This is a genomic window from Klebsiella sp. Q2 (assembly GCF_009900705.1).
GTDB classification, from domain to species: domain Bacteria; phylum Pseudomonadota; class Gammaproteobacteria; order Enterobacterales; family Enterobacteriaceae; genus Klebsiella; species Klebsiella quasipneumoniae.
Genome location: NZ_JAAABE010000001.1, coordinates 337,866 through 353,119 on the forward strand (window position 1 = coordinate 337,866; position 15,254 = coordinate 353,119).

General features: G+C 59.9%; 17 protein-coding genes and 1 pseudogene. 6 read left to right on the top strand and 12 right to left on the bottom strand.

Annotated elements, in window-relative coordinates; genetic code table 11:
* Window positions 1–25 precede the first annotated feature (25 nt).
* From chbA to osmE, 5 genes and pseudogenes are all read right to left on the bottom strand, one after another.
* A complete protein-coding gene (gene chbA / locus GT756_RS01785; RefSeq protein WP_004203824.1) occupies window positions 26–373 on the bottom strand; it encodes a PTS N,N'-diacetylchitobiose transporter subunit IIA in 348 nt (115 codons plus the stop codon).
* Between the two features lie 53 nt (window positions 374–426).
* A complete protein-coding gene (gene chbC, locus GT756_RS01790) occupies window positions 427–1,785 on the bottom strand; it encodes a PTS N,N'-diacetylchitobiose transporter subunit IIC (protein ID WP_004203823.1) in 1,359 nt (452 codons plus the stop codon).
* An 11-nt stretch (window positions 1,786–1,796) separates the two neighbouring features.
* Window positions 1,797–1,915 (bottom strand): annotated as a pseudogene (locus tag GT756_RS25720) (hypothetical protein).
* Between the two features lie 19 nt (window positions 1,916–1,934).
* Entirely contained in the window at window positions 1,935–2,255 is a 321-nt protein-coding gene (gene chbB, locus GT756_RS01795; RefSeq protein ID WP_002901547.1) for a PTS N,N'-diacetylchitobiose transporter subunit IIB, read from the bottom strand.
* A gap of 278 nt (window positions 2,256–2,533) precedes the next feature.
* Window positions 2,534–2,872 (bottom strand): osmotically-inducible lipoprotein OsmE, encoded by a 339-nt coding sequence (osmE, locus tag GT756_RS01800; protein ID WP_049116281.1) that lies wholly within the window; start codon window positions 2,870–2,872, stop codon window positions 2,534–2,536.
* 282 nt (window positions 2,873–3,154) lie between these two features.
* Here osmE and nadE point away from each other — a divergent pair, with 282 nt between their 5' ends.
* Both nadE and cho read left to right on the top strand, forming a co-directional pair.
* Window positions 3,155–3,982, top strand: coding sequence for an ammonia-dependent NAD(+) synthetase (nadE, locus tag GT756_RS01805; protein WP_160124532.1), 828 nt, complete (start codon window positions 3,155–3,157; stop codon window positions 3,980–3,982).
* A 99-nt stretch (window positions 3,983–4,081) separates the two neighbouring features.
* Complete coding sequence (gene cho / locus GT756_RS01810) at window positions 4,082–4,945, top strand: excinuclease Cho (RefSeq protein ID WP_043521266.1); 864 nt, start codon at window positions 4,082–4,084, stop codon at window positions 4,943–4,945.
* 87 nt (window positions 4,946–5,032) lie between these two features.
* On the opposite strand, the gene spy is transcribed toward cho, so the two are convergent.
* The 6 genes from spy to GT756_RS01840 all read right to left on the bottom strand — a co-directional run bounded on the left by spy (window position 5,033) and on the right by GT756_RS01840 (window position 11,885).
* Entirely contained in the window at window positions 5,033–5,518 is a 486-nt protein-coding gene (spy, locus tag GT756_RS01815) for an ATP-independent periplasmic protein-refolding chaperone Spy (RefSeq protein WP_072096650.1), read from the bottom strand.
* 343 nt (window positions 5,519–5,861) lie between these two features.
* Window positions 5,862–6,827, bottom strand: coding sequence for a succinylglutamate desuccinylase (gene astE / locus GT756_RS01820; protein ID WP_114508066.1), 966 nt, complete (start codon window positions 6,825–6,827; stop codon window positions 5,862–5,864).
* 9 nt (window positions 6,828–6,836) lie between these two features.
* Window positions 6,837–8,162, bottom strand: coding sequence for an N-succinylarginine dihydrolase (gene astB / locus GT756_RS01825; protein ID WP_065904694.1), 1,326 nt, complete (start codon window positions 8,160–8,162; stop codon window positions 6,837–6,839).
* On the bottom strand, window positions 8,159–9,637 hold the full coding sequence (gene astD / locus GT756_RS01830) for a succinylglutamate-semialdehyde dehydrogenase (RefSeq protein ID WP_060657053.1): 1,479 nt from the start codon (window positions 9,635–9,637) through the stop codon (window positions 8,159–8,161). Before astD ends, astB begins: the two co-directional genes overlap by 4 nt.
* Window positions 9,634–10,668, bottom strand: a complete 1,035-nt coding sequence (gene astA / locus GT756_RS01835) for an arginine N-succinyltransferase (RefSeq protein WP_023318013.1) — start codon at window positions 10,666–10,668, stop codon at window positions 9,634–9,636. Before astA ends, astD begins: the two co-directional genes overlap by 4 nt.
* On the bottom strand, window positions 10,665–11,885 hold the full coding sequence (locus tag GT756_RS01840) for an aspartate aminotransferase family protein (RefSeq protein ID WP_080837511.1): 1,221 nt from the start codon (window positions 11,883–11,885) through the stop codon (window positions 10,665–10,667). Before GT756_RS01840 ends, astA begins: the two co-directional genes overlap by 4 nt.
* A 438-nt stretch (window positions 11,886–12,323) precedes the next feature.
* Between GT756_RS01840 and xthA the strand changes: the two genes are divergently transcribed.
* On the top strand, window positions 12,324–13,130 hold the full coding sequence (xthA, locus tag GT756_RS01845; protein WP_004203811.1) for an exodeoxyribonuclease III: 807 nt from the start codon (window positions 12,324–12,326) through the stop codon (window positions 13,128–13,130).
* Between the two features lie 156 nt (window positions 13,131–13,286).
* On the opposite strand, the gene GT756_RS26085 is transcribed toward xthA, so the two are convergent.
* Window positions 13,287–13,430, bottom strand: coding sequence for a hypothetical protein (locus tag GT756_RS26085; RefSeq protein ID WP_227514886.1), 144 nt, complete (start codon window positions 13,428–13,430; stop codon window positions 13,287–13,289).
* Between GT756_RS26085 and GT756_RS01850 the strand changes: the two genes are divergently transcribed.
* From GT756_RS01850 to GT756_RS01860, 3 genes are read left to right on the top strand one after another with little or no spacing between them, the layout of a single operon-like run.
* Window positions 13,362–14,000, top strand: coding sequence for a TVP38/TMEM64 family protein (locus GT756_RS01850; RefSeq protein ID WP_224052166.1), 639 nt, complete (start codon window positions 13,362–13,364; stop codon window positions 13,998–14,000). The genes GT756_RS26085 and GT756_RS01850 overlap by 69 nt on opposite strands.
* Complete coding sequence (locus tag GT756_RS01855; protein ID WP_064150260.1) at window positions 13,987–14,697, top strand: TVP38/TMEM64 family protein; 711 nt, start codon at window positions 13,987–13,989, stop codon at window positions 14,695–14,697. Before GT756_RS01850 ends, GT756_RS01855 begins: the two co-directional genes overlap by 14 nt.
* Window positions 14,694–15,254, top strand: coding sequence for a carboxymuconolactone decarboxylase family protein (locus GT756_RS01860; RefSeq protein WP_043521274.1), 561 nt, complete (start codon window positions 14,694–14,696; stop codon window positions 15,252–15,254). Before GT756_RS01855 ends, GT756_RS01860 begins: the two co-directional genes overlap by 4 nt.

The following is a 15,254-nucleotide window of genomic DNA, read 5'->3' on the forward strand; positions in this document are numbered from 1 at the left end:
TGGGCTGCCTCATCGTCGCGATGGCCTATTGTACCTTCTCGTGCAGCTCAATCAATTCCGCTACCAGCTCGCGGGCCAGCATGGAGGTCATCAGGTGATCCTGAGCATGCACCAGCACCAGGCTGACCTTCATTTTCCCCTCGCCCTCGTCGCTTTCGATAAGCTGGGTCTGCACCCGATGCGCCTCGCTCAGCGCCTGACGCGACTGCTCCATCATCGTTTTCGCCGCGGCAAAATCCCCCTGCTTGGCCTGCTTCAGCGCGGCATAGGCCAGACTACGCGCTTGGCCGGAGTTGATAATCAGCCCCATCACCACCTCTTCGAGGTCGTTTTCCGGGGTCTCTACCGCGTCGATGTTGTCCAGATCAAACATAATATTTCCCTCATTTCTCAGGCGGTACGGGACGTTGCCCGTACCGCGCGGTATCAGAATTTTAGTGCGTTGGCGATGTCTTCTTCGCTCTCTTCCTGCTCGATAACGGTCTGCGCTTTATTCGACAGCACCACAAACGGCAGGTAGACCAGGGTGGAGACGCCAAGGTTGAACAGGGCGACCAGCAGAGCGGCGACACTGCCGTTACTGTTAAAGAACGCCCCCAGGCCAGTTGGCATGGTCCACGGCGCCAGGTTGGTCACCGGTGGGATAATCCCCAGGCTGTAGGCGGCGAGAGTAATGGCCGCCAGAATCGGCTGGACCAGCACGAACGGGATGAACATCACCGGGTTCATGATGATCGGCAGGCCAAACAGAATCGGTTCGTTAATCTGGAAGATGCCTGACGGCAGCGCCAGCTTCGCGACCTGACGATGGTCAGCGCGGCGGGAAGCGATAAAGATGGCGATAATCAGACCCAGCGTCGCCCCGGAGCCACCCAGCAGGATGTAGGAGTCGAGCATCGGCTTGGCCCAGAAGTGGAACTGTTTACCCGCTTCGATCGCCGCATCAACCGATCCGTACTGGTTGTACAGGGCGATGTTTTCCAGCGCCCACGGCGTCATGATGCCGTTATCCAGCGCAGTCAGCGCCAGCGAACCGTGCACCCCGAAGAACCACAGCAGGGAGTTAAAGATGACGTATGCCCAGCCGACCACGCTGCCCATCGCCGCCAGCGGCGTAGAGATGGAGTCCATGATGATCTGGTGGAAGTTGCTGCCGTAGCTCGACAGGGCCCACGAGATAATGCCGAAGATGGAGAGGATCAAGAAGCCAGGGATCAGCGCGGAGAAAGAGCGCGATACCGATCCCGGCACGCTGTCCGGCAGTCTGATCACCCAGTTGCGACGGATCACGAAGGTGAACAGCTCCGCGACAACCAGACCGATAATCATCCCCGAGATGATGTTCTGCCCGCCCAGCCAGTTGGCGCCGACGGCATAGGCTTCGCCCACGCTGTACGGGGTCACGGTCATGAAGGCCGCTACCGCCAGCAGGCCAGCGGCCATCGGGTCGACTTTGCGCTCTTCCGCCAGCGCGGAGCCGATAAAGAATGGCGCCATCAGCGACATAATGCCGAGGGTGCCGTTATAGACGTTGCCGCCGATAGCCTTAAAACCGTTTAAGGTTTCAATGGTAGAGGCATCCAGGCGAATGCCCATGGAGTAAAAGAAAGAGCCTTCGCCGAAGCTCAGAAAAACGTTGTTAATTAATACAAACATGGCCCCGGCGAGGGTCAACGGCATGAGTTTAATAAATCCATTTTTAATCGCATTAATATGCGGCTGCTTTCCTATTTTCACTGCAAAAGGAAGGAGTACCTTTTCAAGCGAGTCGATCACTTTACTCATAGTCAATACCCTTAAAAGCCGCAATAAACTATTACGGCGATGATGTATGAAATTACTCTTTGACGGGAAAATAAACTCTTTATTTTTTTTGACGGCCGGCAACAGAATGCCGCCAGGCGTCAAAATACATCGAGTTTTAAAATTTAAAATTATTGTGCTGCAGCTTTCTTAATGGCCGCGACGGCGGCTTTCAATACCCCTAAACCATCCACCTTGCCATACAGAAGAGAATCGATGACTTCTACCGGTTTATTTGGCAGCAGGCGCTGAATTTCCGGTAACATATACGCAATTTGTGGCCCTAATAATACAACGTCGGCTTCCGGTCCCTTTTCACCCGCGAGAGTTTCAGGATAGGCTTCAATAATGACCGGGACTTCGTATTTTTCCGCCTGCGCCCGCATTTTGGAGACCAGCAGTGACGTGGACATGCCTGCCGAGCAGAACAGATAAATGTGTTTCTTTTCCATGAACGCTTCCTCAATGTGTGAGACCAGGGCCTTCAGTAACCGCTGAGAGCCGGTAAGACTGGTAACATCCGGTTAATTCTGTTTATGGGTTGAGTATACGGCAAGCTGAGCCGTCGTGATAATTCCCTGTTGAACAGAATTGTCTCTCATTGACCTCCGGTTTTGACTACCCTCACATTTTCACCCAAATAATTCGCGCAATTAAATAAGCATCAGGACTCACAAAAAAGCCCGACCAGTGGTCGGGCTTACGTACAACTCAGTCAACAGTAGGGCGCTTACTTAGCGTTGCGCGGATCCGTATCATACTCGGCGCAGGTCTGGTAGCCGGAGTTCATCACGTGCCCCGTTTCGTCGAGGGCCACAAAGTAGGTCTCCACTTTACCATCTCGTTGACCGAGGATATAGGTCTGGCAGGTGCCGCGGGCATGGACCATCGTCACTTCCGTTGAAGGTTTGCCAGCGATCTGCATCACCTGCTGACGCGACATCCCTTTCTTCACATCTTTCACCACCGGCTGGGTAAACTGGTCTTTGGTACGATCGTAAGCGGTACAGCCCGCGAGTAAGGTTAACGCGACGGTGACGCCCAGTATTCCTGCTAAGCTTTTCTTCATTTTGGTTCCTCTCTTCCACTGTGTAACGATAAGCCTGGAATAAATAGTGTTATTTTTCAAGCCGAACAGCGAAATCATGTCTGAGTGTGTTATTACGTAAACAGGATTGACGCTCCGCCGCCGACCGGCGCTTTCTCCTGCGCGGTGGCATCTATAATGAAATCCTATGTCATTGATTGCCTTCTTTTCCGGCAGTCAAAACCCCGGTCCTTGTCGTTTCAGCGGCAAAGAGGTAGCTTTAAGCCAACAGGTTGCCAAACAGATTCACTTTCGGAGGGCGCGATGACGCTACAACAAGAGATTATTCAGGCGCTGGGCGCGAAGCCGCAGATTGATGCCGCAGACGAGATCCGTCGCAGCGTCGATTTCCTGAAATCCTATCTGCAGACTTACCCTTTTATTAAATCGCTGGTGCTAGGTATCAGCGGCGGCCAGGACTCGACCCTGACGGGGAAACTGTGCCAGATGGCGATCAATGAACTGCGCGCCGAGACGGGCGACAGCAGCCTGCAGTTTATCGCCGTCCGTTTACCCTACGGCGTGCAGGCGGATGAGCAGGACTGCCAGGATGCCATCGCCTTTATTCAGCCTGACCGGGTGGTGACGGTGAATATCAAAGCCTCGGTACTGGCAAGCGAACAGGCGCTGCGCGAAGCGGGGATCGAACTGAGCGACTTCGTTCGCGGCAACGAAAAAGCCCGTGAGCGCATGAAAGCCCAGTACAGCATCGCCGGAATGACCCAAGGGGTGGTAGTCGGCACCGACCATGCGGCGGAGGCGATTACCGGCTTCTTCACCAAATATGGCGACGGCGGCACCGACATCAACCCGATCTTCCGCCTGAACAAACGTCAGGGCAAACAGCTGCTGGCCCATCTCGGCTGCCCGGAACATCTGTATAAGAAGTTACCGACCGCCGATCTGGAAGACGATCGCCCCTCCCTGCCGGATGAAGTGGCGCTGGGGGTGACCTATGAGAATATCGACGACTATCTGGAAGGCAAAACGCTGGACCCCAGCATCGCCAAAACGATCGAAGGCTGGTATCTGAAAACCGAACACAAGCGTCGGCCACCGATCACCGTCTTTGACGATTTCTGGAAAAAATAGTCCCTTCCCCGCCCCGGCCCGCGCCGGGGTTGTTTTTTGCGCTTTTCGCCGCAAAAACCGCCTGCTATACTGGATAGATAGACAGTATCAGGAGTTATTGTGGCCAGAAAGCAATCTGCCCCGCGTCTGGAGTTTGAGGCGGCGGCGATCTATGAATATCCCGAACACCTTCGCCCGTGGCTGGAGGCGCTGCCGAAGCTGCCGGGCGTCTATCAGTTTCACGGCGATAGCGACACGATGCCGCTCTATATCGGCAAGAGCGTCAACCTCCGCAGTCGGGTGCTCTCCCACCTGCGCACCCCTGAAGAGGCGGCGATGCTGCGTCAGTCCCGGCGTATCACCTGGCAGCGCACCGCTGGCGAGCTGGGCGCGCTGCTGCTGGAGGCGCGGTTGATTAAAGAGCAGCAGCCGCTGTTTAACAAGCGGCTACGGCGTAACAAGCAACTCTGCGCCTGGCTGCTTGCGGACGACCGGCCGCAGATTGTCTATGCCCGCGAGGTTGATTTCTCGCACCAGCAGCATCTCTATGGTCTGTTCGCCAACCGGCGGGCGGCGCTGCAGATGCTGCAGAGCCTTGCTGACGAACAGCGCCTCTGTTACGGCCTGCTCGGTCTGGAGCCGCTCAGCCGCGGCCGCGCCTGCTTTCGATCCGCACTGGGCCGCTGCGCCGGCGCCTGCTGTGGAAAGGAGAGCGTGGAGGCGCACCGTCAGCGTCTGCTGGCGCAGATGAGCAAGCTGCAGCTGGTGTGCTGGCCGTGGGCAGGACCGGTGGCGCTGGAGGAGCGCGGCCCGGATATGACGCAGTATCATGTCATTCATAACTGGCTGTGGCTGGGAGCCGTCGACTCGCTCAATGAGGCCGCTGCGCTGACCCGCCTGCCCGCCGGATTCGACCAGGATGGTTACAAAATCCTCTGTAAGCCTTTGCTCAGCGGCAACTACCCGTTGCATCCGCTTGGCTGAAAGACCAGAAAGAAAAAACCGCCGGCCCTGCCCAACGCCTGATGGCATTATTGGGCAAGACCGGCGGTCTTGATTCAGTGCGCTACATTATTCAGCGGGTGCAGGCATTTTACCTGCCGGCGCGTTGCGTTCTGTCAGATGCTTCTCAAAATTGGCATTGAACTGTTTTTTCTGCTCTGGGGTCAGAATGTTGTAGATCTTGTTCTGCGTTTCCAGGCGGGACAGCGCCATCGCTTTGTGCTGCGCTTCCATCTTATCGATCTGCGCTTCCGCTTTCGCCTTGTCGAAGGTATCGCTGGCGATCAGCTCGTGCATCGCGCGACGTTCGTCAAGGGACGGACGCTTCATGTTTTCGCGCTGGCTCTTCATGATGTCGCGGATCTGCTGCTTCTGCGCATCGGTCAGGTTCAGCCCTTTAAACATCATGTCATGCTGACCCGGGCCGCCTTTATGATGCATCATCATCGGCTTGCTGTCGCTCGGCGCGGTGGTGGTATCGGCGGCGTGTGCCAGGTTAGCCGCGCCCAGAGCCAGAGTAGAGGCAACAAACAGTGCAGTGAGTTTCTTCATCATTCAATCCTTACTTTACGTTATTCTTACGGCGCGTTGCCGTGTTGACGAGATTAACTTTACGACGTTTATCGTCAATTAGTCAGAGCAAGAGTAAAACAATGAAAGTGTAAAAAACAGTTTCTCACCAATTATGGAGGAAATAAGGAATTTGAACGAAGAATTGCAATAAAAAATAAATAACTTGCTGTTTTGCAGAACAATTATGGAGAGTATAAAGAAGAGGAGATTAAAAACAAAGCATTTTACCAGGAATAATCTGCAAATTTACACTGGCGCACGAAAAAATAAGAAGATGAACAACGACGCGCGAAATAAAGCAGGCCGCCCGGCGGACGGCTTGCCCTCAGGGTAATTTTTCCAGCATCAGGCCAGCGCGCAGCCCCCTGGCCACCGCCGGATTGGGAAACAGAACATACTCCGGCTCTGCCCCCACCACATACCGCGTCTCCCCCTCCTCCGCCAGCAGCGTGCCAGGGGCGAAGGGGGTGAAGTTCAGCGTCCGATCCGCCATATGCAAGCGGAAATCATCGCTATGACGGGTGATCTGCTGCACCACCCGGTAGCGCAGCGGCGCCGGGGCGTCGGCAATGGCCAGATCCCCCACCAGCAACCGGGAGATAGCCCCCTCGGCGGCGGCAAACTGCGTTAGATCGTTTTCCCCCAACGGCAGCGCTTTACCCAGTTCAAGAGTGCAGGCCAGCGCCGCGAACCGTTCGCAGCTGAAATGGGTGAAGGTCCCGCCCGGCTGGCGATGAAACACCAGCGCCTCCAGCCCGGCGCCGCCCAACCAGTGAAGAAAATCCTCCTCCCAGGGCGTATCGCGGGCCGGGAGCACGCCGAAGCGCGGATGCAGCGACCCGCGGATCGCGGTATGCAGATCGAGGTGCCAGCGCGGACCATCATGGTCGCGATAGAAACGGGCCACCGCCTGCTCCAGCCGCTGCGCCCGCTGCGTCTCCTCGCTGGCCGGGAACTGCCGCCAGCGCTCGCCAAACATCCGGTTCATATCGCTGTGCAGATAGCGTTTATTCGCCCGCAGCGCCGGCGGGTTACCGACGATCACCAGCAGCCGCCAGCGCAGGGGGAGAGCCTCCCGGACCAGCCGCTGCACCAGCCGGTCGACAATCTCCACCGGCGCCGTTTCGTTGCCATGGATGGCGCAGGAAAGCACCAGCCCGCGCTCGCAGCGCGCATGCGGCGTCAGCTCGAGGATCCCCTCGCCGAGCCAGTGCCAGCGGAAATGGGCCGTCTCGCCGTGAAAGTGATGGGGCAATCGCCCCGCCAGGGTTAATGCCAGAAAGTGTTCCACCGCGCCCCCTTATTGCTGAAATGGATAAACCGAACCGAGCTGCAGGATCTGGGTCAACCGATCCAGCGCATCGCGCCCTTCCCGCAGCAGCTGTGGGTCGGCGAGGTCGGCCTGGGTGAGGCGGTCGCGATAGTAGCGATCCACCCAGTCATTGAGGGTGGCAAACAGCGTATCGTTCATCAGGACGTGCGGATTGACCGCCTGATACTCCTCGGCCGTCAACACCACCCGCAGGCGCAGGCACGCCGGACCGCCGCCGTTGGCCATACTCTCGCGCAGATCAAACACCTGCAGCGCGGCGATGGGGTTATCTGCGGCCAGCAGCTCATTAAGATAGTTCCACACGCCCGGATGCGCCTGGGCTTCCTGGGGCAGGATCAGCGCCATGCTGCCGTCCGCCCGGCTCAACAGCTGACTGTTGAACAGATAGGTAGCAACTGCCTCTTCCACCGTGACCCGGCTGGCGGGAACCACCAACGGGATAAAGCCCGGCACCTGCTGCGCAAGCTGCTGCAAAACCGCGTCCTGGTCGGCAAAGGCCTGCTCATGGCAGAACAGGACCTGACGGTTGCTCACCGCGATGACGTCGTTATGAAAAACCCCCTTGTCGATCGCCGCCGGATGCTGGCGGGCGAAGATCAGCTGGCGGGGATTGACCTGATTGAGGCGCGCCACCGCCTGGCTTGCCTCAAGGGTTTGCCGCGCCGGATAGCGACGTGGCGCCTCCTCGCTTCCCCGACGGCGGCCATAGACAAATAGCTGGACGCCGGGGGCGCCATATTCGCCGCCGAGACGGTTATGGTTCGCCGCCCCTTCGTCGCCAAACCAGGCAGAGGCAGGCAGCGCCGGGTGGATGGCAAATCGCGTGCGGTCCGGGAATATCGCCTGCAGCAGCGCCCCGGTGGTGGGGGCTTCACTGGCGCGGTGGAATTTATCCTGCAGATTCGCCACCGTCAGGTGCACCAGGCCATCCAGCGAATCGGCGGAGGGACAGACGGTCGCGGCGTTCGCCACCCACATCGCCGAGGCCGAACTCACCGCCGACAACAGATCCGGATCCTGCTGGGCCGCACGGGCCACCACCTGCTCATCGCTGCCGCTAAAGCCCAGCTGACGCAGGAGCGGCACGTTGGGTCGTTCCTGAGGGGGGATCACCGCCTGCGGATAGCCGGCGTCGGCAAGGGCTTTCATTTTTTTCAGCCCCTGCTTCGCCGCCAGCTGCGGGTTCGACACCCGATAGCGGTGCCGGGTGGAGGCCTCATTGCCAAAGGAGAGCCCTGCGTAGTGATGGGTCAGTCCGGGCAGACCATCAAAGTTGACTTCGCGGGCGGTCATAACGCCTCCCCGGCCCGGAAGTCGAGCCCCGGATTGAGACTGGCGGGCAGCGTCAGGGTCGGCGATTCGAGACTGGCCATCGGCCAGGCGCAATAATCTGCGGCATACCAGGCCCCGGGGCGATGATTGCCTGAGGCTCCGGTGCCGCCGAACGGCGCGGTACTCGCCGCCCCGGTCAGGGGTTTGTTCCAGTTGACTATCCCGGCCCGTGCCTCAAGCAGCAGCCGATCGAACTTCTCTCGTTCCGGGGAGATTAACCCGCAGGAGAGGCCGAAGCGGGTGGCGTTGGCCAGGGCAATCGCCTCTTCGAAAGTATCGTAGCGCCAGACGCCAAGCAGCGGGCCGAACACCTCTTCATCCTCGACCTGGGTCATGTCGCTCATGTTGACAATCCCCGGCGTCAGCAGCGACGTCCCGGCCTGCAATAACCGCGGCTCCAGCAGGGTGACCGCGCCAGCAGCGACCCGCTGCAGCCAGGCCTGATGCACTTTCTGCGCGGCCTGTTCAGAGATAAGCCCGCCGAGAAACGGCTGCGGCTCAGCGTCCCACGCCGCGGGGATCAGCCGTTGGCTGACCGTCACCAGCCTGGAGAGGAAGGCATCCCCCGCCTCTCCGCGCCGGACCAGCAGACGTCGGGCGCAGGTGCAGCGCTGGCCGGCGGTAATAAAGGCGGACTGGATGGTCAGATGCACCGCGGCATCGACGTCCCGTGGGTCGTCAACGATCAGCGGATTATTGCCGCCCATCTCCAGCGCAAGGATCTTTTGCGGCTGCCCGGCCAGCTGGCGATGCAGATGAAAACCGGTGGTCGAGCTGCCGGTAAACAGCAGCCCATCGATGTCCGCCTGGCCGCTGAGCGCCTCGCCGGTTTCCCGACCGCCCTGCAGCAGGTTGAGCACGCCGGCGGGCAGGCCAGCTTGCTCCCACAGCTTCACCACCGCTTCGCCGCTGTGCGGGGTTAATTCGCTGGGTTTAAATACCACAGTATTGCCCGCCAGCAACGCCGGCACGATATGCCCGTTCGGCAGATGGCCGGGAAAGTTATAGGGACCAAAGACCGCCAGCACGCCATGCGGCCGGTGACGCAGCGTCGCGGCGCCATCGGGCAGATCGCTGTGCTGTTCACCAGTGCGGGTGTGATACGCCTTCACCGAGATCGCCACCTTGTTGATCATCGCCGTCACTTCCCCGGCCGCCTCCCAGCGCGGCTTTCCGGTCTCGGCGCCGATAATCGCCGTCAGCTCCGCCTTGCTGGCCTCCAGCAGGCTGGCAAACTTTTCGACGATGGCCTGGCGGTCGGCAAACGGCAGCCGCGCCCAGGCCGGGAACGCCTGGCGGGCAGCCGCGACCGCCTCGGCAACCTGCCCGGCATCCGCCGCCTCGCCCTGCCAGACAATCTTCAGGTTGACCGGATCCTGTTTGCTGAAGCGCGGCCCATCGCCGGGCCGCCATTCACCGTTAATCCACAGACTCATGCGGTTTTCTCCTCAGGGATCAAGCGCACCATGCGCACCTGGTCGCCAGCATGACACTTCAGCATATCCAGCTCGCGGGCGCTGAGGGTCAGGGTGTCGCCATCCGGGTCGGCATGCACCAGCAGGGCGCGGAACTGGTGATACTGTTCGTTCGCCACCAGGCACAACGGCCAGTCGCCGGGTGGCGTTTCGCCGGCCTCGGTGGTCACCAGACGGCTTTTGCGGATCGCCCGCACCCGGTCGATATCGCACTCCAGGGTCGGGCCTCCGTCGAAAATATCGATGTAGTTCAGGTAGCGGAATCCCTCTTTCTCCAGCACCGTCCGGGCCGGGGCGGTCTGCGGATGGACCTTGCCGATCACCGCCTGCGCCTCGGGGGTGAGGAAATCGATATACAGCGGATGCTTGGGCATCAGGGCGGCAATGAAAGCCTTTTGTCCGGTGCCGCACAGGTAGTCGGCGCGGGAAAACTCCATGGCGAAAAAGCGTTTGCCCAGGCTCTCCCAGAACGGGGAATAGCCGTGCTCGTCAATCACCCCGCGCATCTCGGCGACCACCTTCTCATTGAAGCGCTCGCGAAAAGCGGCCATAAATAAGAAGCGCGATTTCGACAGCAGATAGCCATTGCCCTCTTTGCGCCACTGCGGGTCGAGGAACAGGGTGCACAGCTCACTGCTGCCGGTGTGGTCGTTGCTGAGAAACAGCGTCGGCAGCGCCTGATAGACGTTAAGCTCCTTCGAGGCATGGACCTGAGTGCCGACCCGGTAGTTGTACCAGGGATCGTTGAGGCCCACCGCCACCTCTATCGCGCAGATGCCCACCACCGTGCCGCTCTCGCTCTCCTCCAGCACAAAGACATAGCCCTGCTCGCTTTTCGGCAGCTCGCCGCGCCAGGTTTGCTGCGAGCGGGCGATCCGCGCCGCGAGGGTCGCTTCATCCACCGGCAGCGAGGTCAGCCCGCCGCCGGTCTCCGCTGCCAGCTTCAGCAGCCCGGGCAGATCGCCCGGCTCCACCGGTCGAATAACCATCATGATGAGACTCCCGCCATGAAACGCGCGCAGGCCCGCTCGACGCGATCCAGACCGCTGTTCACCTCTTCTTCACTGACGTTCAGCGCCGGAGCGAAACGCACCACGTTGGCGCCGGCGATCAAGATCATCACCCCCTCTTCCGCCGCCAGGTTGCTGAGGGCTTTCGCCTTCCCGGCCCAGGCGTCGTTCAGCACGCAGCCGAGCAACAGCCCCAGGCCGCGGATCTCCTTGAACAGGCCATAGCGGGCGTTGATCGCCTGCAGACGTTCGCAAAACCACTGATGGCGCTGTCTGACGCCGGAGAGCACTTCCGGGGTGTTGACGATCGACAGCAGCTCGCCGGCCACCGCCCCCGCCAGCGGGTTACCGCCGTAGGTGGTGCCGTGGGTGCCGACGGTCATCACGCTGGCGCAGGCCTCTGTGGCCAGCAGCGCGCCGATGGGGAAGCCGCCGCCCAGCGCTTTGGCGGTAGTCAGCACATCGGGCGTCACGCCGTAGTGCATATAGGCGTACAGCTCGCCGGTGCGCCCGACCCCAGTCTGCACTTCATCGAAAATCAGCAGGGCGTTGTGCTGGTCGCAAAGCTGACGCAGGCCGCGTAAAAACTCGACGCTGGCCGGCACCACGCCCCCTTCACCCTGCACCGGCTCGACGATCACCGCGCAGGTTTGGTCATTGATTAAGGCCTTTGCCGACTCGAGATCGTTAAACACCGCATGCTGGATCTGCGGCGGCAGCGGAGCAAAATCCCGGGAGTAGGCCGGCTGACCGCCCGCCGAAACGGTGAACAGCGTCCGCCCGTGGAAAGCGTTCTGGAAGGCGACGATGCCGCTTTTCTCGCTGCCAAAGCGATCGTGGGCATATTTACGCGCCAGCTTGAGCGCCGCCTCATTGGCCTCGGCCCCGGAGTTACAGAAGAAGACCCGGTCGGCGAAAGTGGCATCAATAAGCATTTTGGCCAGCCGCAGGATCGGCTCATTCGTATACCCGTTGCCGGTATGCCAGAACTTGCCCGCCTGCTCGGTGAGGGCCTGCACCAGACGCGGATGCGCATGCCCCAGCGCGTTCACGGCGATACCGCCGGCAAAATCGATATACTCTTTGCCCTGCTGATCCCACAGCCGCGACCCGGCGCCCCGCACCGGAATAAACGCCGCTGGCGCGTAGACCGGCATCATCCATTCATCAAAGTGGTTACGCGTAATTGACTGAGACATATCGACCTCTTCCGGTAAATTAAAAGTAGCAATAATGTTAATAAATATGAGTTATTACGCTGTAAATGTAGATTGCACGGTTCGTGCCAGCCAGCGATAAAAATGCATAAACCGGATGAGATAACACAATATCAACGAGTTACAACCTAACGCTATTCATATAAAATGCATATTTAGTGAATAACTATCCGATAAAGGGGGATGAACAGTGATTAAAGAAGATAAGTTATGCAACGGTAAGATATAATTCTGTAATTGTGATCTTCTGCGAAATTTATCGTAGATATTTGCCCTTTTTTGGCGCGGCGTGCCCGCAAAAGGGGCACCCACGGCACGATCATGCGCAGCGATTGGCAGAATGACGCATCGGATGGCAGCCAGCCTGGCGAATTTCTGCTACCATCCCTGCACTATTCACCTTGCACAGTGGCAGCGACTATGAAATTCGTCTCTTTTAATATCAACGGCCTGCGCGCCCGCCCACACCAACTGGCCGCCATCGTCGAAAAACACCAGCCGGACGTGATTGGCCTGCAGGAAACCAAAGTTCACGACGACATGTTCCCTCTCGAAGAGGTCGCCAGACTCGGCTATAACGTCTTTTATCACGGCCAGAAAGGCCATTATGGCGTCGCGCTGCTGACCAAAGAGACGCCGATTGCCGTCCGCCGCGGTTTCCCTAACGATGGCGAAGAGGCTCAGCGCCGCATCATCATGGCGGAGATCCCGTCGCCCTTCGGTAACGTCACGGTGATTAACGGTTATTTCCCGCAGGGTGAAAGCCGCGATCATGAGACCAAATTCCCGGCCAAAGCGGCGTTCTATCAGAATCTGCAGAACTACCTGGAGAGCGAGCTCAACAAAGAGAATCCGGTACTGATCATGGGCGATATGAACATCAGCCCTACCGATCTCGACATCGGTATCGGTGAAGAGAACCGCAAACGCTGGCTGCGCACCGGCAAATGTTCCTTCCTGCCGGAAGAACGGGAATGGATGGATCGCCTGCTGGGCTGGGGCCTGGTAGATACCTGGCGTCAGGCTAACCCTGACAATCATGAGCACTTCTCGTGGTTTGATTACCGCTCCAAAGGCTTTGACGATAACCGTGGGCTGCGCATCGACCTGCTGCTGGCCAGTCAGCCTCTGGCCCAGCGCTGCGTGGAGACCGGGATCGATTATGAGATCCGCGGGATGGAAAAACCATCCGACCACGCGCCGGTGTGGGCCACCTTCCGGCCGTAAGTCACGTCCTTCTCTCGCCTCCCGCCGCGCGGGGGGCAGAATTTCCTGAGCAAAATCAACAAAGCGACGGTAAACCATTGTGACCGTCGTCGGAACAGGATACTGTCGCGCGCACTTTTTGACGTCCACCGCGTCCAGGCTGTACAGGAGACCCCTTCATGAAAAAGAAGCCATCATCCGGCCATTGGTAAAGGGCTGGTACTTCTCGCGCTGGCGGCCACGCTGGCCGTAATCAGCCACCGCGTTGGTCTTCACGATCTGCTGACTCACCTGCATCTGCTGCAGGAGACCCTCCGCCATCATGGCGCCTGGGGCTATCTGGTCTATGTTGCGCTATTTATCATTGCCACCCTGTGCCTGATCCCCGGCAGCCTGCTGGTGATCGCCGGCGGGGTGCTTTTCGGCCCGCTGACCGGCTCTCTGCTCTCGTTTGCCGCCGCCACCGTCGCCTCTTCGTTGTCGTTTTTGATCGCCCGCTGGCTGGGGCGCGATCTGCTGCAGCGCTATGTGGGCCATACCGCCGTCTTCCAGGCCATTGAGCGCGGTATCGCCCGCAGCGGCAGCGATTTCCTGATCCTCACCCGCCTGGTGCCACTCTTCCCCTACAACATTCAGAATTACGCCTACGGCCTGACGGCGATCCCCTTCTGGCCTTTTACTCTGATCTCCGCCGTGACCACCCTGCCGGGCCTGGTCATCTATTCGGTGATGGCCAGCGAACTGGCCCGCGAAGGAGCGACCCTCGCTTTCGCGCTCAAGTTGAGCCTCGCCGGCGGGCTGCTGTTTGCCCTGGTGCAGATGGGCAAACGGTTTGCCCGCGCCCGCCGTGTGGCAACGCCCGGCGAGGAGGTGCGCCATGACCCGACCTGATCGCCGTCACCTGCGCCGCGCCAGGCTGGCCCTTGCCGTGGTGGCTGTCGCCGGGCTGACCTCCTGGCTGTGGTTCCCAGACGGGCGAGCCTTTCTGCAACACAGCCTGACGGCGTTAGCGTCGCTGGATCCCCAGTATGTCAAAGACTTTATCGCCGCCTGGGGGACGCAGGCGGCGCTGGTCTCTTTTGCGCTAATGATCCTCCAGGCGATCGTCGCCCCGCTGCCGGCCTTCCTGATCACCCTGGCGAACGCCGCGCTGTTCGGCGCCTTCTGGGGAGGCACGCTGTCGTGGTTCAGCGCCATGGTCGGGGCCGGGCTCTGCTTTTGCATCGCCAGAGCGCTGGGGCGCGAGATGGTGGAGAAGCTCACCGGCCGCACGGTGCTGCGCAGCGTCGACGGCTATTTCGCCCGCTATGGCGCGCAGACGATCCTGGTCTGCCGCCTGCTGCCGTTTGTCCCTTTTGATCCGGTCAGCTATGCCGCCGGACTGACCTCGCTGCGCTTCTGGCCCTTTATGCTGGCCACCGGCGTGGGCCAGCTGCCGGCGACCATCGTCTATTCCTGGGCCGGGAGCCTGCTGACCGGAGGCGCCTTCTGGCTGGCCACCGGCCTTTCGCTGCTTTTGGCCCTGGCGGTGGTCATCTCCATCGCCAAAAATATTTACCGTGAACGTCATAAGAGATCGTCGCCATGAGCTTACCCCCGCTGGATACTGTCCCCCTGATCCTTCGTCCGCAGGCCTGGCTGCACCGCCGGCATTACGGCCAGGTGCTGAGCCCCATTCGCTGGTGGGGACGTATCCCGTGGCTGTTTTACCTGGTTTCGCTGTTCGTGGGCTATATTGAACGCCGCCGCTCGCCGTTGGATCCGGTGCTGCGCTCGCTGGTCAGCGCCCGCATCGCCCAGCTGTGCCACTGCGAATTCTGCATCGATATCACCAGCATGACCCTCGCGGCGCGGAGCGGGAGCCAGGACAAGCTGCTGGCGGTCGCCGACTGGCGCAGCAGTAAGCTGTTCAGCGAAAAAGAGCGTCTGGCGCTGGCCTATGCCGAAGCCGCCACCCAGACGCCGCCGGAGGTGGATGATGCCCTGCGTAGCGCGATGGCCGCGCATTTTGACGCCCGGGCGCTCACCGAGCTGACCGCCCTGATTGGCCTGCAAAATTTATCGGCGCGGTTCAATGCCGCGATGGCGATCCCTGCCCAGGGGCTGTGCAAGATACCTGGTTCTTCCCCGCACCATAAGGAGTAA

Bases quoted from the DNA above. Each gene is read 5' to 3' on its own strand.
- GT756_RS26085 (WP_227514886.1), bottom strand. From the start codon at position 13,430: ATGGCGGAGGGTCTCCTGCAGCAGATGCAGGTGAGTCAGCAGATCGTG.
- chbC (WP_004203823.1), bottom strand. From the start codon at position 1,785: ATGAGTAAAGTGATCGACTCGCTTGAAAAGGTACTCCTTCCTTTTGCA.
- GT756_RS01860 (WP_043521274.1), top strand. From the start codon at position 14,694: ATGAGCTTACCCCCGCTGGATACTGTCCCCCTGATCCTTCGTCCGCAG.
- astD (WP_060657053.1), bottom strand. From the start codon at position 9,637: ATGAGTCTGTGGATTAACGGTGAATGGCGGCCCGGCGATGGGCCGCGC.
- chbB (WP_002901547.1), bottom strand. From the start codon at position 2,255: ATGGAAAAGAAACACATTTATCTGTTCTGCTCGGCAGGCATGTCCACG.
- xthA (WP_004203811.1), top strand. From the start codon at position 12,324: ATGAAATTCGTCTCTTTTAATATCAACGGCCTGCGCGCCCGCCCACAC.
- GT756_RS01855 (WP_064150260.1), top strand. From the start codon at position 13,987: ATGACCCGACCTGATCGCCGTCACCTGCGCCGCGCCAGGCTGGCCCTT.
- astA (WP_023318013.1), bottom strand. From the start codon at position 10,668: ATGATGGTTATTCGACCGGTGGAGCCGGGCGATCTGCCCGGGCTGCTG.
- chbA (WP_004203824.1), bottom strand. From the start codon at position 373: ATGTTTGATCTGGACAACATCGACGCGGTAGAGACCCCGGAAAACGAC.
- spy (WP_072096650.1), bottom strand. From the start codon at position 5,518: ATGATGAAGAAACTCACTGCACTGTTTGTTGCCTCTACTCTGGCTCTG.
- osmE (WP_049116281.1), bottom strand. From the start codon at position 2,872: ATGAAGAAAAGCTTAGCAGGAATACTGGGCGTCACCGTCGCGTTAACC.
- GT756_RS01840 (WP_080837511.1), bottom strand. From the start codon at position 11,885: ATGTCTCAGTCAATTACGCGTAACCACTTTGATGAATGGATGATGCCG.
- astB (WP_065904694.1), bottom strand. From the start codon at position 8,162: ATGACCGCCCGCGAAGTCAACTTTGATGGTCTGCCCGGACTGACCCAT.
- nadE (WP_160124532.1), top strand. From the start codon at position 3,155: ATGACGCTACAACAAGAGATTATTCAGGCGCTGGGCGCGAAGCCGCAG.